Here is a 19,973-nt window from a genome sequence, read left to right as displayed (position 1 = left end):
GACACTGATCCACTACGCACAGTAACCGTCCTCGCCGTCACGTCCCCGCATTGCGCCGCCCGGCGCGTCCCCGCCCGGGGTCAGGCCCTCGGCAGGTCCCTGACGTACACGAGCCCGTCGATCAGGTCCAGATGGGCCGGGTCCAGCGGGAAGTAGCCGAAGTACGGCGACTCCCGGACCGCGGGCGGCGCGCCGCCGAGGACGGCGGCCAGGCCGCGCGCGTCCACCAGGAAGTGGTCCTCCGGCAGGGCGTGCAGCAGCCCCTCGACCGTGACCGCCGGCGGGGTGTCCACGCCGCGGTGGCGGATCGTGCCGACGGCGGTGGCGAGGAAGGCGTAGTCGGCGCCGAGGCGGGCCTCGACGAGCCCGCCGGCGCTCCACCACCGCACCGGGCCCGTGTCCATCCGCATCGTGCCCGGCGCCCGCGTGAGGTGCAGGTTGTGGGAGTAGACGAAGGTGGGGCGGCGCTCGGCGAAGGCGAGGAGGTTGGCGGCCATCATGGCGTCCCGCTGGGCCACCAGCCCCGTCATCCTGGCCGGGCCGGTGCCGGCCATGCGGGCGTGGTAGCGCAGCAGGCCGACGGCGGCCCGGCCGTACAGGCGGGCCCGGTCCCAGTCGTCCGGCGTGGTCGCGGCGAGCAGGTGCGGCGTCTGCGCGTCGAGCAGCGCCACCAGGTCGTCGGCGAGCAGCCGCAGCTCCGCGGCCTCGGCCGAGTGGCCCACGGACCGCGACGGGTCCCGCATCGCGGCCTGCTCGGTCCAGCGCTCGTCGGCGCCGATCAGCCGGTCGAGGGCATCGGCGGCGCACGGGAGCAGGGCGGCCTCCACGTGGGACGCGAGGTAGCCGTGCAGCCCCATGAGCGCCTGCCGGGGGCTCGCCGCGTGGGTGATCTCCGTCGGGCTGTCGAAGGCGGTGAAGCGCACCTGCTCGGCCGCCGGCCGGCCGGCGTTGTGCTCGCGCATCCAGCGGACGAGCGCGCGGTTGCCCTCCAGGGCGCCCCACTCGTGGCTGAAGCCGCGCTCCATGACCTCGTCGAGGGTGCCCACGCCCGAGGTGACGTAGTCGTCCACGACCAGGCCCATCAGGCAGTCGCTCTCCAGCGCGATCGCGCGGTAGCCCTCCTGCTCGACGAGCTGCCTGAACAGCTCGTTGCGCACGTCGAGGAGGGTGTCCTCCAGGTGGGTGGGCTCTCCGACGGCGAGCACGCGGGGGCGGCGTCCCAGCAGGGCCATGACGGAGGCCGCGTCGAGCGGACGGGTGACGTCCTTGATGCCAGTTGTCATGTCTTCAACGGTATCGTTGAACCTCTGGTTGAAACTTTGACCCGCTTTTCCCGCTTCGGCGGCGTTCCACCTTCAATCGGGAGGAACCACGCGGGGGTGTCACTTGACTCGCCTGGCTCGCGGCCCGCCGTCCGCGCCGCCGCACCGGGTTCCGGGTAAAGACGCGGGTCGCGAGGGTTGAGCCCCGATCGAGGGGGAAGGGTGGCTGACTCCTGAACGTCGACCGTGAGGAGGAGCCGTAGTGCTCACCCTGACAGCCAACGCAGCCCAGGCGATCCGCGATCTCACCGCGACCGCGCCGGAGCCCGCACAGAGCGGGATCCGCATCTCGTCGGAGGGTGAGGGCGCCAGCGCGCTCACCCTGTCCCTGGCCACCGCGCCGGAACCGGCGGACGCGGTCGTCGAGTCCGACGGCGCCCGCGTCTACCTCGATCCGGTGGCCGCGACCGTGCTGGACGACAAATCTCTCGACGCCGGAGCGGACGACCAGGGGAGCGTGTCCTTCCTGGTCACCGAACAGGGCATGTGAGGCGGGCCCCCGCCGGGCTCCTTGAGCCGCGGCCCGGCGGGGGGCGGCCCCACGCGCCGGCTCAGCCGGTGGTGAGCAGCTTGTGGAGGTAGCGCACCTGCTCCTCGCTCTGGTACCCGCCGCCGCCCTCGTGGTTGTTCCAGGGCCACACGACGATCTCCTTCGGCCCCTGCCAGTGGTTGTAGGCGGCGAACACCGTGGACGGCGGGCACACGTCGTCCATCAGCGCCACCGAGTAGAGCGCGGGCACCCGGCCCCGCGCGGCGAAGTTCATCCCGTCGAAGTACGCCAGCGTCCGGAAGACCTGCTCGGCGCTGTCCCTGCGGGTCGCCATGAAGCGGACCAGCTCCTGGTACGGATCCCGCCCGGTGATCTCGACCGCCCGCCGGAAGTGTGTCAGGAACGGCACGTCGACCAGCGCCGCCTTGACCGCCGGATGCAGCGCGGCCGTCGCCTGCGCGATGCCGCCGCCCTGGCTGCCGCCGGAGACGACGATCCTGCTCCCGTCCACCGCCGGGTGCTCCAGCACCGCGTCCACGGCCCGGACGGCGTCGGTGAACACGCGGCGGTAGTAGTAGTCCTCGGGGTCGAGGATGCCCCGGGTCATCATGCCGGGAGCCTGTGGGTTCGCGCCGCCGTGGGGGTCGGGCGTGGTGCCGGGGCTGCCGACGTTCGCACCGCCGTGGCCGCGGGTCTCCATGACGAACACCGCGTACCCGGCCGAGGGCCACAGCAGGTGGTCCTTGGGGAAGCCGCGACCGCCGCTGTAGCCGATGTAGTGCATGACGCACGGCACCGGGCCGTCGGCGCCGCGCGGCAGCAGGAACCAGCCGTTGATGCGGTGGCCGCCCCAGCCCGCGAACGACGCCTCGTACACCTCGACGGCGGCGAGGGGCAGGTCGTAGGGCGTGTAGGCGGCCGCCAGGTCGTGCTCCCTGGCCTCGGCCAGCGTGCGGGCCCAGAAGTCGTCGAAGTCGGCGGGCTCGTCGCGGTCGGGGCGGTAGGCGCGAAGCTCGTCGAGCGGCAGGTCGAACAGTGGCACGGATGCTCCCATAGCTGGTGGAACGATGGTGATATTTCACCCCATAAGCCAGGAAAGCGGTATCCCGCCACCGGTGACTGAGGCGTCTCGCCCCGGCCTGCCGGGGTAGTGGCTCTCCTCGTGAGCGAATACGCCAGCCAGTACGTCATCACGGTCCCCCACTCCCACCTGTCCCCCGGCCTCGTCCTGGACGCCCCCGCCGGCACCGACGACTTCCTCGTCGTCTTCGGCGGCGACACCGAGTCGCGGGCGCAGCTCCTGCACTGCACGGGGCGCGTGGGCGGCTACTTGACATCCTCCCCCTCCTGGAGGAGGGGGATTCCCACGGTCACCCGTGAGGGTTCCTGTTTCGCAGCCGGTCGCCCGCCCGAGAGGACTCTCGTTGAGGTCTTACACCAGCTCCACAGGCGTTTCAGCTCTCCGCCAGCCCGGCGGCGAGCACGTTCTTGGCCGCGTTCACGTCCCGGTCGTGGACCGCGCCGCAGGCGCACGTCCATGCGCGGATGTTCAGCGGCAACTTGTCTTGCAAGGCCCCGCACGCCGAGCACAGCTTGGAGGAGGGGAACCAGCGGTCCACCGCCACCAGCGTCCGCCCGTACCAGGCGGCCTTGTACTTCAGCATGGAGAGGAGTTCCCGCCAGGACGCGTCCGAGATGGCGCGGGCCAGGCTGTGGTTGCGGACCATGTTGCGGACGGTCAGGTCTTCCACGGCGATCGTTTGGTTCTCGCGAACAAGCCGTGTCGTGACCTTGTGCAGGTGATCTCTCCTGCGGTCGGTGATCCGGGCGTGGACCTTGGCGACCTTCAGCCTGGCCTTGGCCCGGTTGTTGCTGCCCTTCTCCTTACGGGCGAGAACCCGCTGAGCCTTGGCCATCCTGCGCCGGTCGCGGCGCTCGTGACGCGGGTTGACGACCTTCTCCCCGGTCGAGAGCGTGGCCAGAGCGGTGATGCCCGCGTCCACGCCCACGTTCTGCCTCACCGGCGGGAGAGGACTGATCTTCTCCTCCACCAGCAGGGACACGAACCAGCGGCCCGCCGAGTCCTTCGACACCGTCACCGTGGACGGCTCGGCACCCTCGGGAAGGGAGCGCGACCACACGATGTCCAGCGGCGCGCCCATCTTCGCCAGCGTCAAGGTTCCGTCCCGCCAGCGGAACGCCGAGCGGGTGTACTCCGCCGACAGGCGCGACTTCTTCTTGCTCTTGAACGTCGGGTACTCGGCGCGCTTGGCGAAGAAGTTCGCGAACCCGGCCTGAAGGTGGCGAAGCGCCTGCTGAAGAGGGACCGACGACACCTCGGACAGGAAGTCGTAGTCGCCGCTGCGCTTCCACGCTGTGAGCATCGCCGACGACTCCGCGTAGGAGATGCGACGCCCTTCCAGGGTGTAGGCGCGGGTCCGCTCCTCCAGAGCCTTGTTGTAGACGAGGCGGATGCAGCCGAACGTCCGGGCAAGCTCGCCGGCCTGCTCGGGGGTCGGGTAGAAGCGGTACTTGTAGGCCCGCTTCACGATCTGCGCCACATCTCACATTCTGCCGCGATCAGCTGAGCATCGTGTGCGTGTTCGAGACACCGGTTCGCCTTGTGGCGAATCAGCTGCCCCTGTCCTGCTCCGCAGGGGTCCGATTCCTCCCCCGCCTGAAGGCGGGGGTTTCCTCGGAGTTTTCCGATGACGGCCCAGGGAACGGTCGTCGACGAGCAGCTGTGGAGCGTGAGCGAGGCCGCCCGCCACGGCGACCGGCTCCGCCTCCGCATCGGCCGCTCCCTCCCCTGAGCGCGGGCCGCGGGGTTGGCGAGCTTCTGTAAGGAACCTTACGATTCACCGGTGATCAACATGGATGACCGGTGATCGAGATGGAGCGGCCCTCCTACGAGGAGCTCGTGGCCCGGCTCGGCACACCCGTCGCCGTCGAGGACGCGCGCGCCCGCTGGGGCGCGCTCGTCGACGCCGCCAGGAACGGCCGGGTCAGCCTGATCACCCGCGAACGCTGGGAGTGGGCGGCGCTGGTGCCGCTGTCGCGGGTGGCCGGAGTGCTGACCGGGCTGCCGGTCGTGTCGCTGTCCACGGCCCGCTCGAAGCTCGGCGACCTCGTCCGCCAGGTCGCCGGACCGTACGACGACGAGCCCGTGCTCCTCACCCGCCACCGCACCCCCGTCGCGGCGCTGATCGCGGCCCGCCTGCTGCTGGAGCCGCCCGCCGTGCCGCGCCGCCCGGACGCCGACGCGCTGCTCGCCGACGGCCACACGGTCACGCTGGGCCGCGACCCGGTGGGCGGGCTGATCGTCGCCATCGCCCGCGACCCCGGCGGCACCCAGGTCGCGGCCGGGTCGGGGCGCGACGCCGCGCAGGCGCTGCGTTCCCTCGCCGAGCCGCCGCCGGGTCAGCCGGACGGCTCCCCCGGCAGGACCACCGCGTCGGGGCCCGGGTAGACGAACTGCGTGTGGCCGTCGCCGAAGCGGACCACGTAGGGCGGCGCTCCGTCGGCGCCGCGTACCTCCACGATCACGGCCTTGCGGTCGGCCTGGCCGACGACGTTGCCGTGGACGAGCAAGATGTCACCGACGTTCGCCTGCATGAGCGGTTCCTTCCGGACGGGCTCGGACGAGTGCTGGTGCCTGCTCCCACAGTGCACCAGCCCGGCCGTCCAGGAAAGCCGGGCGACGCGGAGCACGCCCGGCGCGAAAAACCGGTCGAGAACGGGACACACAGGCGGCTACCGTGTGCCCGGTGGACGCTCCTCTGGAAACCGCGCGGCTGATCCTGCGCCCCTTCACCACCGCCGACGCCGACCACCTGGTCGCCCTGCACAACGACGCCGAGGTCATGCGCCACCTCAACGGCGGCAAGCCGGTGCCGCGCGAGCGGATCGTCGGGGAGACCCTGCCGCGGTTCGTCCGCGGCGACTTCCACGCGGCCGTCGAGAAGGCGTCGGGCGACTTCCTCGGCTGGTTCCACCTGCGCCCCGCCGAGGGCGGGCCGGCCGACGAGCTGGAGCTGGGCTACCGGCTGCACCGGGCGGCCTGGGGGAAGGGGTACGCGACGGAGGGCTCGCTGGCGCTCATCGACAGGGCGTTCGGGGAGCTGGGGGCGCGCCGGGTCTTCGCCCAGACGATGGCGGTCAACCTGCGGTCGCGGCGGGTCATGGAGAAGTGCGGCATGCGGCTCGTGCGCACCTTCCACGAGGACTGGCCCGACCCGATCGAGGGCTCGGACCAGGGCGAGGTCGAATACGAACTCCTCCCCAACCACCCACGCCCCGGCCACCCACACCCCGTCCCCGCCTGACCCCGCCCCGTCCCCCCTTGACCGCGTCTCCCCTTGACCGCGTCTCCCCTTGACCGCGTCTCCCCTTGAGCCGTCTCCTCTTGAGCCGTCTCCTCTTGACCCCGTGTCCGCCTGACCCGTCTCCCCCGGAACCGCCTCTCCTGGGCTCCGCCTTTTCCGGCGGCGGGGCCGCCTACGTCGGTGCTCTGGTCGCTGTCACGGCGTAGCGTTCGTCGGTGATCTCCTTGCCCCACAGGAGGGGGTCGGTGAGGGGGTCGACCTGGAGGTCCGTCAGCGGGACGGGGAGCCGGCGCAGCGCGGCCACCAGCTCGGTCGCGGTGACCCCGCCGTCCCAGGGCGTGCCCTCGCGGCGGGGGACATTGCTCCAGCGGCCCTCGACGAGGACGAGCCGGCCGCCGGAGCGCAGCAGCCCCGCCCAGCGGGCCAGCGCCTCCTCCGGCCGGGGCAGGGCCCAGACGAGATGGCGGGACAGCACCACGTCGAAGCGCCGCTCCCCCACCGGAGGCGCGGCGGCGTCGCCCACCGTCACGACGGCGCCGGTGCCGGCGAGCTTGGCCCGCGCCCGCTCCACCATGCGCGGCGCGAGATCGACCCCCGTCACCCGATGACCCGCCTCGGCCAGCAGCAGCGACAGCGAGCCCGTGCCGCAGCCGAGGTCGAGCGTGTCGAGCCGCCCGTCCCCGGGCGGCAGCCACGCGGCCAGGCGCGCGGCCCAGGCGGCGCGGACACGGGGGTCGCGCAGGCCGTGATCCGCCTCCTCGTCGAACGTGCCGGCGGCGGCGTCCCAGAAGGCCGCCGTGCCGGGGTGCGTGCCGGAGTGTGTCATGGCGTCATCCTTCCGGACGGCACCGACAGTTCCCGGCGGCGGCGGCATTCGGCCGCCGCGCAACCTGGTGCACTGGTCTGACCAGTCGCTAGGGTGCCCTCATGGGATATGACGGGCTGTTCCGCCTGGACGGGCGGCGTGCCGTGGTGATCGGGGCGGGCAGCGGCATCGGCAGGGAGGCGGCGCTGGCGCTGGCCGCGCACGGCGCGTCCGTCGTGTGCGCGGACCGGAACCTGGAGGCGGCCCAGGAGAGCGCCGACGCCTGCGGGGGCGCCGCGCGGCTGCTGGACGTGCTGGACCCCGACGCCGTACGGACGGCCGCCGCCGAGGAGCCGGCCGACGTGCTGGTGTTCACCGCCGCGACGAACGTGCGCAAGCGGCTGCTCGACTACACCGGCGAGGAGTTCGACCGGGTGGTGCGGCTCAACCTGCGGGCGTCGTTCGACGTCGTACGGGCGTTCGGCGCCGGCATGGTGGAACGGCGGCGCGGCTCGATCATCGGGTTCGCGTCCATCCGGGCGTCGGTGACGGAGCCGGGGCAGAGCGCGTACGCGGCCACGAAGGCGGGCCTGGTGCAGCTGCTGCGCACGGCCGCCGCCGAGTTCGGCCCGTACGGCGTGCGCGTCAACGCCGTCGCCCCCGGCGTCGTCGAGACGCCGCTGACCCGCCAGATCAAGGAGCATCCCGACTGGTACGCCGCCTACGCCGCCAAGTCCGCGCTCGGCCGGTGGGCGTCGGCGGAGGAGATGGCGGGCGCCGTGGTCTACCTGGCCGGCGACGCGGCCAGCTTCGTCACCGGCTCGGTGCTGTACGTGGACGGCGGCTGGACCGCCGTGGACGGCCGCTTCGACCCGCCCAACTGAGCCGCCCCGGGCGTCAGGGGCGGATGATCGCCATCCGGGTGACGGTCAGCTCCTCGATGGCGAAGCGCGGCCCCTCCCGTCCGGTCCCGGAGTCCTTGACGCCGCCGTACGGCATGTTGTCCGCCCGGAACCCCGGCACGTCGTTGACCACGACACCCCCGGCCTCGATCCGGTCGACGGCCGCGAACGCCGTCGCCAGCGACCGGGTGAACACCGCCGCGTGCAGGCCGTACCGGGAGCGGTTGACGGCGGCGAAGGCGGCCTCCAGGTCGGGCACCGGGCGTACGCACACCACCGGCCCGAAGATCTCCTCGTCCCACGCGGCGGCCCCGTCGGGGACGTCCGCGAGGACGGTGGGGACGATGGCCCGCCCGTCGCGGCGCCCGCCGGCCACGACGCGCGCGCCCGACGCGGCGATCCACTCCAGGACGCGCTCGGTGGCCGCCTCGCCGATGAGCGGGGCGACCCGCGTGCCGGGCAGGCGGGGGTCGCCGACGGCGACGTCCTCGACCCGCGCGGCCAGCAGGGACAGGAACTCCCCCGCGACCGGCTCCTCGACCAGCACCCGCTGCACCGAGATGCACGCCTGCCCCGAGGCGTAGTAGCCGCCGCGCACGACGGCGTCGGCGGCGGCCTCCAGGTCGGCGTCGGCGGCGACGAGCAGCGCCGCGTTCGAGCCGAGCTCCAGGAGGACCTTCGTGGGGGCGGCGGCGCGGGCGATGGCGTGCCCGGCGGCGGCCGAGCCGGTGAACGACACCGCGCCGATCCGCCGGTCCTCGACCAGCCGCCGGCCCACCTCGACGTCGCCGGTCACGAGCTGGACGGCGGCGGCGGGCAGCGCGCCGGTGGAGCGCAGCAGGTGGACCAGCCAGAGCGTGGCGAGCGGGGTGGCCGGGGCGGGCTTGACGATCACCGGGCAGCCCGCCGCCACGGCGGGCGCGATCTTGTGGGCGGCCAGCAGCAGCGGATAGTTGAAGCCGGTGATGCCGACGACGACGCCGATCGGCCGCCGCGTCCAGAACCCGATCAGTCCCTCGCCGGAGGGCAGCAGGTCGAGCGGGACGGTCTCGCCGTGCAGGCGGGCGACCTCCTCGGCGGCCGTCGTCAGGGTGACCAGCGTGCGCGCCACCTCGACCCTGCAGTCGGCGAGCGGCTTGCCGGTCTCCAGGACGAGCAGGCGCTCGAACTCCTCGCGGCGTTCCTCGACGGCGGCGCACGCCCCGGTGAGCGCGGCGCGGCGGGCGTGGGACGGGAGCGCCGCCATGGCGGGGGCCACGGCCAGTGCCTCGTCGAGGGCGCGGGCGGCGTGCTCGGGGGTGCCGAGGGGGGCGTCGGCGACGAGGCTGCCGTCGTACGGGAACGTGACGGGCGCGGTCGCGCCGGCGCCGGTCCAGCCGTCGCCGATGGGCAGCCCGCCGGGCCAGGCCGGGTCAAAGGTCATGGGGTCCCCCTGGTGATGGCGCTCGGAAACACGTCGAGGTAGGCGGGCGCGTCCTCGCGGCCGGTCGCGGCGAGCACGGCGTGCGCGACGGCGCGGGCGAAGGCGTCCGCGGCGGCGGCCAGGATCTCCTGGAACTCGTCGTGGCCGGGGGCGGGGCCGGCGCAGGTCGCCAGGGCGAAGATGGTGTCGCCGTCCGTCATGGTGTGGGCGGGGCGGATCGCCCGGGCCAGGCCGTCGTGGGCCACGGCGGCCAGCTTGCCGCACTGGGCCTTGGTGAGGGCGCGGTCGGTGGCGACGACGCCGATCGTGGTGTTGAACGAGGGCCGGTTCGGGGGCCGCCAGGCGGCGGCCTCGGCGCGGGCCGGGGGGTGGAGGTGGCCGAACTCGCCGGGCAGGCCGTAGCGGGCGCCGGCGAGGGTGCCGTCCACGGGGTCGAGCACGGATCCTGACGGGTTGGCCACGGTCAGGGCGGCCACGGTGGCGCCGCCGGGCAGGACGGCGCTCGCCGTGCCGACCCCGCCGGCCAGCCCGCCCGCCACCGCCCCGGCTCCCGCCCCGACGGACCCGCTGGCCGCCGGATGCGCACCACCGAACACCTCCGCCCCGCCGCCGTTCCCGGTCCCCCACGGGGCGCCGTACGGGCGAGGTGCCGGCGGGCCGTGCGGGTGGAGGGCGGCGGCGTGGGCGGCGGTGCCGAAGGTGGCGTCGGGGGTGGCGCGGAAGGTGCCGCCCCGGCCCAGGTCGAAGATGACGGCGGCGGGCACGATGGGCACGACGCCGCCCTCCACCGGGTATCCGATCCCGGCCTCCGCCAGCCGGTCCATCACGCCGCAGGCCGCGCTCAGCCCGTACGCGCTGCCGCCCGTGAGCACCACGGCGTGCACCCGCTCGACGAGGTTGCGCGGGTCGAGCAGCTCGGTCTCCCGGGTGCCGGGCGCGGCCCCGCGCACGTCCACGCCGGCGACCGCGCCGCCGGGCGGGGCGAGGACGACGGTGGTGCCGGTGCGGTAGCCGCCGCCGACGCGGTGGGCGTGCCCGACGCGCAGTCCGGCCACGTCCACCAGCGAGTTCGTGGCGCCTGGCCGCATCAGTGGCCGCCCGTGAGGAACCGGCGTGCCGCCTCGGCGAAGACGCGGGTACAGCGGACGATGTCGTCGATCTCCACGTACTCGTCGGCCTGGTGGGCGATCCACTTGCCGCCCGGCCCGTACACGACGGACGGGACGCCGCCCCAGTGCGTGAGCACGGTGCCGTCGGTCGAGCCGGGCACCCCGCCGTACACGGGCTCCTCCCCGGTGACCGCCCGGTGGGCGGCGGCCAGCGCGGCCACCACCGGGTCGGTCACGGGCACGTCCACGGGCGGCCGGTCCACCAGCACCGACACCTCGGCGGCGATCCCGTCGCGGGCGGCGCGGGAGGCGAGGGCGGACACCCGGTCGGCGACGTCCTTGTGCTCGACGCCGGGCACCGTCCGCACGTCCACGAAGACGGAGGCGGTGGCGGGGATGACGTTGACCTGCGCCGTCGAACCGGCTCGCAGCACGGTCGGCGTGACGTAGACCTCGCCGAGGTGCTCGTGGGCCGGATGCCGCCGCTGCAGCTCCTCCTGCAGCTCGGCGAGCCCCACGAGCAGCGGCCCCGCGGCGGCGATCGGGTTGCGGCCGTGCTGCGGCATGGCGCCGTGCGCCATCTTGCCGGTGAGGTCCACGCGCAGCCGCAGCGCGCCCTTGGCGACGGCGCAGATCTCGCCGGCCTCGGGCTCGGCGACGATGGCGCCGTCCACGTCGGCGGCGAGCCCTTCGGCGACGAAGTGGTGGGCGCCGATCATGAGCCCTTCCTCGTCGGCCAGGGCGCACACCTTGATCCGGCCGGGGAACGGGCCGGCGAGCTGCAGGGCGCGGGTGGCGTACAGGGTGGCGGCGAGGCCGGACTTCATGTCGGCGCTGCCCCTCCCCCACAGCCGGCCGTCGCGGATCTCGCCGCCGAACGGGTCGACGGTCCACTCCGCCAGGTCGCCCTCGGTGACGACGTCGGTGTGGCCCTCGAACATGAGCGTCGGCCCGTCGCCGCCGCCGCCCTCGACCACGGCGACCACGTTGGGCCGGTCGGGCTCCACCTCGTACCAGGCGGGCTCCCAGCCCCACGCGCGCATCCTGGCCGCCACGAGCTCGGCGGCGGCCCGTTCGCGCCGTCCGGGGTCGTTGGTGCTGGGGACGCGCACCAGCTCCCTCGTGAACTCCACCACTCCGGCGGCGTCGACCTCGATCACGTCCATTCCTCCAGCGTCGGTACGGCCTCCAGCAGCGCCCGGGTGTAGGGGTGTGCCGGGGCGGCCCACACCTCGTCCACCGGCCCGCTCTCGACGATCTCGCCTTGGTGCATGACGGCGACCGTCTCGCACACGTGCCGCACCACGGACAGGTCGTGCGAGACGAACACGAGCGTCAGCCCGAGCTCGTCGACGAGGTCGGCCAGCAGGTTGAGTATCTGCCCGCGTACGGAGACGTCCAGCGCGCTGACGGGCTCGTCGGCGACCAGCGCCTTCGGGCGGGGCGCGAGGGCGCGGGCGATGGCGATGCGCTGGCGCTGGCCGCCGGAGAACTGGTGCGGGTAGCGGTCGGCGGCCCCGGCGGGCAGGCCGACCGCGTCCAGCAGCTCGGCGACCCGCCCGCCGACGGGCAGGCCGAGGGCGACGAGCGGCTCGGCGACGAGGTCGCGCACCCGCATGCGGGGGTCGAGCGAGCTCATCGGGTCCTGGAAGACGATCTGCAGGTTCTCCCGCAGGAAGCGCAGGCTCCGCTCGGGCCGGCCGGTGACCGGCCGCCCGTCGAAGGCGATGGTGCCGGCGGTGGGCCGGTCGAGGGCGCACAGCAGGCGCAGCAGGGTGGACTTGCCGGAGCCCGACTCGCCGACGATGCCGTACCGCTCGCCCCTGCCGACCGTCAGCGAGACGTCGCGCAGCGCGTGGACGGCGGCGCCCGGCCGCAGCAGGGAGGTACGGGGGCGGCGGTAGACGCGGCTCAGCCCGCGCGCCTCGATGAGGGGCTCGGGCTCCGGGCGGTCAGCCGGCGGGGTGCCGGCACGCGTGGGCATGGCCTTCTCCTGTCAGCGCGGGGGCCGTCTCGCACTGCGCGTCGGCGTGCGGGCAGCGGTTCCTGAAGACGCAGCCGTCCGGGAAGTGCCCGGCCGCGGGGACGCCGCCGCTGATGGTGGGCAGGCGGGTGCCGCGCGGGGTGAGCCGGGAGGCGGCCAGCAGCCCTTCGGTGTAGCGGTGGCGGGGCCGGGTGAACACCTCGCGGATGGGGCCGGACTCGACGACGCGGCCGCCGTACATGACGAGGACCCGTTCGCAGACGGCGGCGACCACGGCGAGGTCGTGGGTGATGAACAGCAGCGCGGGCGCGACCTCGGCGATGAGGTCGAGCATCCGCTTCTGCACGGTGACGTCGAGCGCCGTGGTGGGCTCGTCGCAGATGAGCAGCTCGGGCTCGTTGGCGAGGGCGATGGCGAGCATGACGCGCTGGCGCTGGCCGCCGGAGAGCTGGTGGGGGTAGGCGCGGGCGAGGTGCTCGGGCTCGGGCAGCCGTACCCGTCCGAGCAGTTCGACGGCGCGGGCGCGGGCCTCGCGGCGGCCCCGGCCGTGCAGGGTCATGACCTCGGCGACCTGGGCGCCGATCCGCATGAGCGGGTTGAGCGCGGTCATGGGCTCCTGGAAGACCATCGACAGGTCCCGGCCGCGCAGCCGCTTGAGCCGCCTCTCGGGCACGCCGAGCAGGTCGCGGCCGGCGAGCGTGGCGCGCCCGGTGGCGGTGACGCCCTCGGGCAGCAGGCCCATGAGCGACAGCGCGGTCAGCGACTTGCCGGAGCCTGACTCGCCGATCAGCCCGACCCGCTCGCCCGGCCCGATCGCGAACGACACCTCGCGCACCAGCTCGGTGGAGCCGGCCCGGACGCCGAGCCCGTCAACCGTCAGCACGGATCCTCCTCAGCTTGGGGTCGAGGAAGTCGCGCAGGCCGTCGCCGAGCAGGTTGAAGCCGAGCACGGCGAGCGCGATGGCCAGGCCCGGCCACAGCGCGAGGCGCGGGGTGGAGAACAGCAGCTCCTGCGACTCCTGGAGCATCCGTCCCCAGGAGGGGGTGGGCGGGCGGGTGCCGAAGCCGAGGAACGACAGCGCCGCCTCGGCCAGGATGGCGATGGCGAACGACACCGACGCCTGGACGATGAGCACGGAGGAGATGTTCGGCAGCACGTGCCGCAGCGCGACGGCGCCGCCGCGGCGGCCGGCGGCGCGGGCGGCGAGGACGTAGTCGGTGACCATGACCTGGAGCGTGGCGGCGCGGGCCACCCGGGCGAAGGCGGGCACCGTGGCCACCCCGATGGCGATCATCGCGGTGAGCGTCCCCGCCCCGTAGACCGCGCCGAGCATGACGGCCAGCAGCAGCGCGGGGAAGGCGAAGACGAGGTCGTTGACCCGCATGACCAGCTCCGACAGCCAGCCGTGCGGCGTCATCCCGGCGAGCACGCCGAGCGGCGTGCCGAGCAGCGCGGCGATGCCGACGGCGACGATGCCGACGTAGAGGGTGGTGCGGGCGCCGACCATGAGCTGGCTGAGCGTGTCGCGGCCGAACTTGTCGGCGCCGAGCAGGTGGCCGCCGCCGGGCTCGTGGAGCTTGGCGGCGGCGTCGACGAGGGTGGGGTCGTACGGCGTCCACACGAACGACACCAGCGCGGCCAGCACCACGACGGCGACGAGCGCGCCGCCGGCGACGAGCCCCGCGTTGAGCCGGCCTCTCATCGCAGCCCTCTCATCGCAGCCTCGGGTCGAGCAGGCGGTAGGCGACGTCCACCACGAAGTTGATCAGCAGCACGGCCGCCACCAGCACCATCACCACGCCCTGGACGAGCAGCAGGTCGCGCCCGGCGACGCCGTTGAGCAGCAGGTCGCCGAGCCCGGGGATGACGAAGACCCGCTCGACCACGACCGCGCCGATGAGCAGCGTGGCCAGTTGCAGCCCGAGCACGGTGACGACGGGGATGGAGGCGTTGCGCAGGCCGTGCCGCCACAGCGCGCCGGTGCGGCCCCGGCCCTTGGCGCGGGCGGTGCGCAGGTAGTCCTCGCGCATGACGTCGAGGACGGCGCTGCGCACGTAGCGGGTCAGGACGGCGCCCTGCACGAGGCCGAGCGACAGCCACGGCAGCAGCAGGCTCCGCAGCCACTCGACCGGGTCCTCGGCGAGCGGGACGTAGCCGCCCGAGGGCAGCGCCTGGGCCCGTACGGCGAAGACGAACACCAGCAGGATGCCCGCGAGGAACGCGGGGACGGCGATGCCGACCTGGCTGAGGGCGCTGATGGCGGCGCCGAGCGGGTCGCGGTGGTGGACGGCCGCGTAGGTGCCGAGCGGGACGGCGACGGCCAGCGCGACGGCCATGCCGCCGAGCACGAGCACGGCGGTGACGCCGAGCCGGTCGGAGATCTGCGGGCCGATGGGGGCGCTGGAGACGTAGGAGGTGCCGAAGTCTCCCTGGGCGAGGCCGCCGAACCAGTCGAGGAACTGCGCGGCCGGGGGCCGGTCGGTGCCGAACCTGGCGCGCAGCTCGGCGACGGCCTCGGGGGTGGCGTTGACGCCGAGGGCGATCTCGGCCGGGTCGCCCGGCAGCAGCGCCATGAAGGCGAAGACGACGACCCCCGCCACGGCGGTGCTCGCCACCAGCACCGCCAGGCGTCTGACCAGGTAGAGGGTCATGCGGGGGTCACTGCTTGGCGAGCGCGGTGAAGTCGAAGGACTCGGCGATGGCGTTCTGCGGCAGGCCGGTGACGCCCTTCTTGGCCACGATCAGGTTGGGGAACAGGAAGAGCCAGTCGGCGGCGGCGTCGTCGGACAGCAGCTTGGCGGCCTGCTTGAGGTCGTCGGTCTGCTCCTGCTCGGTGCCCTCGTCGGCGGCGGCGAGGAGCTTGCCGAACTCGGGGTTGTCGTAGCGGAAGTAGTAGGACTTGTCGGCGAAGATGCCCATGTCGCGGGGCTCGACGTGGTTGATGATGGACAAGTCGTAGTCGCCCTTGGTGAACACCTGGTCGAGCCAGCGGGCGGGGAACTCCAGCGGCTCGATGTCGGCCGTGACGCCCACCTGCGCGAGCTGCGACTTGACGACCTGGGCGCTCGCCACCGCGTACGGCAGGTTGGGGATGCGCATCTTGACGGTGTAGGTCTTGCCGCCGAGCAGTTCCTTGGCCTTGGCCGGGTCGTAGGGGTAGTCGCCGGTGCGGTCCTCGTACCAGGGGTCGGTGGGGGGCGTCATCGAGCCGATGAGCTGGCCGCGCCCGGCCCAGGCGGTGTCGAGCAGCGCCTTGTGGTCGATCGCGTGCCGGACGGCCTGGCGCACGCTCTTGTCACTGAACGGCGGGCGGCCGTTGTTCATGGACAGCACGACCTCGCCGTTGGTGGTGCCCTCGATGACCTGGAAGCGGCCGGGGTCGGCGAACTGCTGCAGCGACTCGGGGGCCTGGACGCTGGAGATGACGTCGATGCCGCCGGTGAGCAGCGCGTTGTTCATCGCCGTGGCGTCCTTGAAGTACTTCAGCGTGACCGACGACAGGGCCGGCTTCGTCCCCCAGTAGGAGGGGTTGGCGTCGAGCCGGAGCGAGTCGCCGCGCCGCCACTCGCCGAGCACGTACGGGCCGGTGCCGACGGGCTTGTTGGGCAGGTCGGCGACGCCGGTGCGGCTGAACATCGCGCCGAGCCTGGTCGCCATCGCGTACAGGAAGCCGTTGCTGGGGCGCTTGAGGGTGACGACGACGGTCGCGTCGTCCTTCTTCTCTACCTTGTCGACGACGTCGAGCTGGGTCTTGATCTTGAGCTTCCAGTCGGTCCTGACCCGGTCGAGGGAGAAGACGACGTCGTCGGCGGTGAACGGGGCGCCGCTGCTGAACGTCACTCCGGGGCGGAGGGTGAAGGTGTAGGTCCTGCGGTCGGCGGAGACGTCCCACTTCTCGGCCAGCAGGGGGACGATCTTGCCGTCCTGGTCGAGCTTGACCAGGCCCTCGTAGACGTTGACGAGCAGCGCCTGCGGGATCGCGGCGCCCTCGGTGGAGGTGAAGTCCAGGTTCGCGGGCTCGGCGACGAAACCGACCGACAGCGACTGGGCCTTGGGCGTGCCCCCGGTGCCCGAGCCGCCTCCGGAGCCGCCGCCGCACGCGGCGGTGCTCAGCAGGAGACCGCCCACGGCGATCCAGATCCCGATGCGCCTCATGTCTTGCAGCCTCCTGGCTAGTGCACTGGTCTGACCAGTAGGCTACGCACACTGCCAGTGTGCGGCGGTTCGGGTCAAGGGGGCGTCTCCATGGGTGGTCCGCGGTTCGAGCCGGTGCGCACCGTGCGGGCGTACGAGCGGGTGGTGGAGCAGATCGAGGAGGCCGTGGAGAGCGGGGCGCTGACCCCGGGCGAGCGGCTGCCGAGCGAGCGGGAGCTGATGGTGCAGTTCTCGGTCAGCCGCTCCACGGTGCGCGAGGCGCTGCGGGTGCTGCAGGCGCGCGGCCTGGTCCGCTCGCGGCCCGGCGACCCCAACGGCGCGGAGGTGCTGCCGTTCTCCCCCGTCGCGCTGAAGAAGTCGATGACCACGCTGGCCCGGGTGTCGGAGCTGTCGCTGGGCGAGCTGGTGCAGTTCCGGATGGTGATGGACGCGGCGGCGGTGCTGCTCGCCGCGCACCGGCGCACCGAGGAGCACCTGGCGGAGATGGCGGCGGCCGTGGAGGCCATGAAGGCGGCCGACGGCGCCGGTTTCGGCGCGGCCGACGTGGCCTTCCACGACGCGGTGGCGCGGGCCGGCGGCAACAAGCTCGTCGAGGTCTGCACGGACGTGGTCCGCGCGGTCGTGGTCGGCCTCATCGAGGACAAGCTCGCGCAGACGCCGGACCAGGAGGCGCTGATGCGCAGGAGCGTCGCCCACCACGAGGACGTCATCGCCGCCCTGCGCGCCGGCGACGGCCCGCTGGCCGCCCGGCTGACCCGGCAGTCGATGTACGACTACTACGCGGGGCATCTTCCCGCAGAGGAACGCGCCGCCCTAAGGGCGCTTCTGGAGTGATTTGCCCCACAGGGTGTTATGTTTCCCCCGTGGCGCGCGTGGATGGGGACGGGCTGATCGAGGCGTTTCTGCGCGAGCCGCGCCGATACACCAGCCACCAGGTCGCCGAGATGGCGGGGGTCCCGGTCTATCGCGCGCGGCGGTTCTGGCGCGCCCTCGGCTTCGCGAACGTGGCCGACGACGCCGTGGAGTTCACCGACTCCGACGTCGAGGCGCTGAAGACCATGATCGGCATGGTCAGCTCCGGCCTCTACGACGAGGAGCACGTGCTGCTGCTGGCCCGCTCGCTCGGCCGGGCCACGGCGCGGCTCGCCGAGTCGCAGGCCGAGCTGGGCGTGGAGGAGCTGGACCAGGCCGGGGTGCCGCTCGCCGACCGGCCGAGGGCCTGGCGGCGGCGGGCCGGCAAGGTGGTGCCGGACCTGGCGCGGCTGCTGGTCTACGCCTGGCAGCGGCAGCTCGCCGCGGCCGCGGGCCGCATCGCCGAGCAGGACATGAGCGCCGTGCGGCTGTCGGTGGGCTTCGCCGACCTGGTGGCCTTCACCCGGCTGAGCAGGCAGATCACCGGCAGCGAGCTGGCCCGGCTGATCGACAGGTTCGAGGGCCGCTCGGCCGACATCGTCACCTCCAGCGGCGGCCGGGTGGTCAAGACGCTCGGCGACTCGGTGCTGTTCGTGGCCGACAAGGCGCACGTGGCGGCCGAGATCGCGCTGCGACTGGTGGAGCACCCGCGCTCGAAGGGCATGCCGGAGCTGCGGGTGGGGCTCGCCACCGGACCGGTGACCTGGCGGATGGGCGACGTGTTCGGCACCACGGTCAACCTGGCCAGCCGGCTGACCGCGCTGGCGCTCCCTGGAACGATCCTGGCCGGTCCGGAGATGGCCGAGGAGCTGGAGGGCGACGGGGCCTTCCGGCTGCGCGAGGTCAACCGGCTGTCGGTGCGGGGGCTGGGCGAGCTCGCGCCGTTCACCGTGACGCGGGGTTAGGATCACCGAACATCGTTCTGCTCTTTTGAGGGGTGCCCCTTGACCACTCGCCGGCATGCCATCGGTGACCTGCTGCGGCGCTCGGCCGCCCGTCACCCCGCCAAGACCGCCCTCGTCCACGGCGACCGGCGGCACAGCTACGCCGACCTCGACCGCGCCGTGAACCGGGTGGCCAACGCCCTGGCCGCGCGGGGCGTCGGCAAGGGCGACAGGTTCGCCGTGCTCAGCCACAACAACGACGCGTTCGTGATCGCGTACTTCGCGCTGGCCCGGCTGGGGGCCGTCTCCGTGCCGATCAACTTCATGCTGAAGTCCGACGAGGTCGGCTACATCCTGGAGCACTCCGGCGCGATCGGGCTGCTCGTGGAGGAGGCGCTGGCCCCGGTGGCCGCGGCGGCGGCCGGCGAGCGGGTGCGGGTGCGCGGGGTGATCGGCTCGTACGCGGGGTGGGAGCCCTTCGCCGCGTGGGAGGCGCACGACGACGACGGCGAGCCGTCCGCCGACATCGCCGACGACGACCCGATCCAGCTCATGTACACCAGCGGCACCGAGTCGCGGCCCAAGGGCGCGACGCTGTCCAGCCGCGGCCTCATCGCCCAGTACGTGACCTGCGTCGTGGACGGCGAGATGCGCCACGACGACGTCGAGGTGCACGCCCTGCCGCTCTACCACTGCGCCCAGCTCCACTGCTTCCTGACGCCCGGCATCTACCTCGGGGCGACCAACATCGTGCTGCCCGGCGCCGACCCCGGCGCGATCCTCGCCGCCGTGGAGGCCGAGCGGGCGACCAAGCTGTTCTGCCCGCCGACGGTCTGGATCGGCCTGCTGCGCCACCCCGACTTCGACCGGCGCGACCTGTCGTCGCTGCGCAAGGGCTACTACGGCGCCTCCATCATGCCGGTGGAGGTGCTGAAGGAGATCGCGGCGCGGCTGCCGCAGGTGCGGCTGTTCAACTTCTACGGCCAGACCGAGATGGCGCCCGTCGCCACCATCCTCGGGCCCGACGAGCAGCTCATCCGGCTCGGCTCGGCGGGCCGGCCCGCCCTGAACGTCGAGACGAGGATCGTCGACGACGAGGACCGGCCGGTGCCGCCCGGCGTGGTGGGCGAGATCGTGCACCGCAGCCCGCACGCCATGCTCGGCTACTGGAACGACCCCGAGAAGACCGCCGAGGCGTTCCGCGGCGGCTGGTTCCACAGCGGCGACCTCGGCGTCATGGACGCCGACGGCTACCTGTCCGTGGTCGACCGCAAGAAGGACATGATCAAGACCGGCGGCGAGAACGTGGCGAGCCGGGAGGTCGAGGAGGCCATCTACCAGCATCCGGCGGTGGCGGAGGCGGCCGTGTTCGGGGTGCCGGACGAGCGGTGGATCGAGGCGGTGACCGCCGCCGTGGTGGTGCGCGAGGGGGCCTCGCTCACCGAGGAGGAGCTGGTCGCGTTCCTGCGGGAGCGCCTGGCGCCGTTCAAGGCGCCGAAGCGGGTGGCGTTCGTGGCGGCCCTGCCGAAGAACGCCTCGGGGAAGGTGCTGAAGCGGGAGCTGCGCGACGGGTTCTGACGCCCGCCCCCGTCAGGGGCGGCGGTCGAGGGCCTGGGCCCACTTCACGGCGACGGCCGCGACCTGGACCAGCTCGGCCCGCA

At 73.4% G+C, this 19,973-nt stretch carries 19 protein-coding genes and 1 pseudogene; 7 read left to right on the top strand and 13 right to left on the bottom strand.

Annotated elements, in window-relative coordinates; translation table 11 throughout:
• Positions 1–80: 80 nt before the first annotated feature.
• Positions 81–1,283, bottom strand: a complete 1,203-nt coding sequence (locus Nocox_RS18200; RefSeq protein WP_020539978.1) for an erythromycin esterase family protein — start codon at positions 1,281–1,283, stop codon at positions 81–83.
• 241 nt (positions 1,284–1,524) lie between these two features.
• Between Nocox_RS18200 and Nocox_RS18195 the strand changes: the two genes are divergently transcribed.
• Positions 1,525–1,812 carry a HesB/IscA family protein gene (locus Nocox_RS18195; RefSeq protein WP_020539979.1) on the top strand — a complete coding sequence of 96 codons (288 nt, stop codon included), beginning with the start codon at positions 1,525–1,527 and terminating at the stop codon, positions 1,810–1,812.
• Between the two features lie 61 nt (positions 1,813–1,873).
• Here Nocox_RS18195 and Nocox_RS18190 read toward each other — a convergent pair whose 3' ends face one another.
• Positions 1,874–2,854 carry an acetylxylan esterase gene (locus tag Nocox_RS18190; RefSeq protein ID WP_020539980.1) on the bottom strand — a complete coding sequence of 327 codons (981 nt, stop codon included), beginning with the start codon at positions 2,852–2,854 and terminating at the stop codon, positions 1,874–1,876.
• A gap of 284 nt (positions 2,855–3,138) precedes the next feature.
• Positions 3,139–4,373: pseudogene (locus tag Nocox_RS18185) on the bottom strand (RNA-guided endonuclease InsQ/TnpB family protein).
• 332 nt (positions 4,374–4,705) lie between these two features.
• Here Nocox_RS18185 and Nocox_RS18180 point away from each other — a divergent pair.
• Positions 4,706–5,281: a type II toxin-antitoxin system prevent-host-death family antitoxin gene (locus Nocox_RS18180; protein ID WP_246649874.1), complete on the top strand. Its 576-nt coding sequence runs from the start codon at positions 4,706–4,708 to the stop codon at positions 5,279–5,281.
• Here Nocox_RS18180 and Nocox_RS18175 read toward each other — a convergent pair.
• Positions 5,233–5,427: a DUF1918 domain-containing protein gene (locus tag Nocox_RS18175; protein WP_020539984.1), complete on the bottom strand. Its 195-nt coding sequence runs from the start codon at positions 5,425–5,427 to the stop codon at positions 5,233–5,235. The genes Nocox_RS18180 and Nocox_RS18175 overlap by 49 nt on opposite strands.
• Positions 5,428–5,579: 152 nt before the next feature.
• Here Nocox_RS18175 and Nocox_RS18170 point away from each other — a divergent pair, with 152 nt between their 5' ends.
• Positions 5,580–6,137, top strand: a complete 558-nt coding sequence (locus Nocox_RS18170) for a GNAT family N-acetyltransferase (RefSeq protein WP_020539985.1) — start codon at positions 5,580–5,582, stop codon at positions 6,135–6,137.
• A 172-nt stretch (positions 6,138–6,309) separates the two neighbouring features.
• Here Nocox_RS18170 and Nocox_RS18165 read toward each other — a convergent pair whose 3' ends face one another.
• Entirely contained in the window at positions 6,310–6,963 is a 654-nt protein-coding gene (locus Nocox_RS18165; protein WP_020539986.1) for a class I SAM-dependent methyltransferase, read from the bottom strand.
• Between the two features lie 101 nt (positions 6,964–7,064).
• On the opposite strand from Nocox_RS18165, the gene Nocox_RS18160 reads away from it, so the two are divergent.
• Entirely contained in the window at positions 7,065–7,826 is a 762-nt protein-coding gene (locus Nocox_RS18160; protein WP_020539987.1) for an SDR family NAD(P)-dependent oxidoreductase, read from the top strand.
• A gap of 13 nt (positions 7,827–7,839) precedes the next feature.
• Here the strand turns inward: Nocox_RS18160 and Nocox_RS18155 are convergent, their stop codons facing one another.
• Genes Nocox_RS18155 through Nocox_RS18120 form a run of 8 tightly spaced genes read right to left on the bottom strand, consistent with a single transcriptional unit; the run spans position 7,840 to position 16,516 of the window.
• A complete protein-coding gene (locus Nocox_RS18155) occupies positions 7,840–9,267 on the bottom strand; it encodes an aldehyde dehydrogenase family protein (protein WP_020539988.1) in 1,428 nt (475 codons plus the stop codon).
• Positions 9,264–10,355, bottom strand: a complete 1,092-nt coding sequence (locus Nocox_RS18150) for a P1 family peptidase (RefSeq protein ID WP_026213699.1) — start codon at positions 10,353–10,355, stop codon at positions 9,264–9,266. The genes Nocox_RS18155 and Nocox_RS18150 overlap by 4 nt, the downstream gene beginning before the upstream one ends.
• Positions 10,355–11,542: a M20 family metallopeptidase gene (locus Nocox_RS18145; RefSeq protein WP_020539990.1), complete on the bottom strand. Its 1,188-nt coding sequence runs from the start codon at positions 11,540–11,542 to the stop codon at positions 10,355–10,357. Before Nocox_RS18145 ends, Nocox_RS18150 begins: the two co-directional genes overlap by 1 nt.
• Positions 11,533–12,360, bottom strand: a complete 828-nt coding sequence (locus Nocox_RS18140) for an ATP-binding cassette domain-containing protein (RefSeq protein ID WP_020539991.1) — start codon at positions 12,358–12,360, stop codon at positions 11,533–11,535. The genes Nocox_RS18145 and Nocox_RS18140 overlap by 10 nt, the downstream gene beginning before the upstream one ends.
• Positions 12,329–13,243, bottom strand: coding sequence for an ABC transporter ATP-binding protein (locus Nocox_RS18135; protein WP_020539992.1), 915 nt, complete (start codon positions 13,241–13,243; stop codon positions 12,329–12,331). The genes Nocox_RS18140 and Nocox_RS18135 overlap by 32 nt, the downstream gene beginning before the upstream one ends.
• On the bottom strand, positions 13,230–14,063 hold the full coding sequence (locus Nocox_RS18130) for an ABC transporter permease (RefSeq protein ID WP_020539993.1): 834 nt from the start codon (positions 14,061–14,063) through the stop codon (positions 13,230–13,232). Before Nocox_RS18130 ends, Nocox_RS18135 begins: the two co-directional genes overlap by 14 nt.
• 10 nt (positions 14,064–14,073) lie before the next feature.
• A complete protein-coding gene (locus tag Nocox_RS18125) occupies positions 14,074–15,012 on the bottom strand; it encodes an ABC transporter permease (protein ID WP_020539994.1) in 939 nt (312 codons plus the stop codon).
• 7 nt (positions 15,013–15,019) lie between these two features.
• Entirely contained in the window at positions 15,020–16,516 is a 1,497-nt protein-coding gene (locus tag Nocox_RS18120) for an ABC transporter substrate-binding protein (protein WP_020539995.1), read from the bottom strand.
• Positions 16,517–16,606: 90 nt separating this feature from the next.
• Here Nocox_RS18120 and Nocox_RS18115 point away from each other — a divergent pair, with 90 nt between their 5' ends.
• Genes Nocox_RS18115 through Nocox_RS18105 form a run of 3 tightly spaced genes read left to right on the top strand, consistent with a single transcriptional unit; the run spans position 16,607 to position 19,890 of the window.
• The gene (locus tag Nocox_RS18115) at positions 16,607–17,350 is read left to right on the top strand and encodes a FadR/GntR family transcriptional regulator (RefSeq protein WP_020539996.1); all 744 of its coding nucleotides are present in this window, start codon (positions 16,607–16,609) and stop codon (positions 17,348–17,350) included.
• Between the two features lie 29 nt (positions 17,351–17,379).
• Positions 17,380–18,333: an adenylate/guanylate cyclase domain-containing protein gene (locus Nocox_RS18110; protein ID WP_020539997.1), complete on the top strand. Its 954-nt coding sequence runs from the start codon at positions 17,380–17,382 to the stop codon at positions 18,331–18,333.
• 39 nt (positions 18,334–18,372) lie between these two features.
• Positions 18,373–19,890 (top strand): acyl-CoA synthetase, encoded by a 1,518-nt coding sequence (locus Nocox_RS18105; protein ID WP_020539998.1) that lies wholly within the window; start codon positions 18,373–18,375, stop codon positions 19,888–19,890.
• The last annotated feature ends 83 nt before the right edge of the window (positions 19,891–19,973 follow it).

The organism is Nonomuraea coxensis DSM 45129 (assembly GCF_019397265.1).
In the GTDB taxonomy this organism is placed as follows: Bacteria; Actinomycetota; Actinomycetes; order Streptosporangiales; family Streptosporangiaceae; genus Nonomuraea; species Nonomuraea coxensis.
This window is presented reverse-complemented; position numbering and strand designations above follow the sequence as displayed.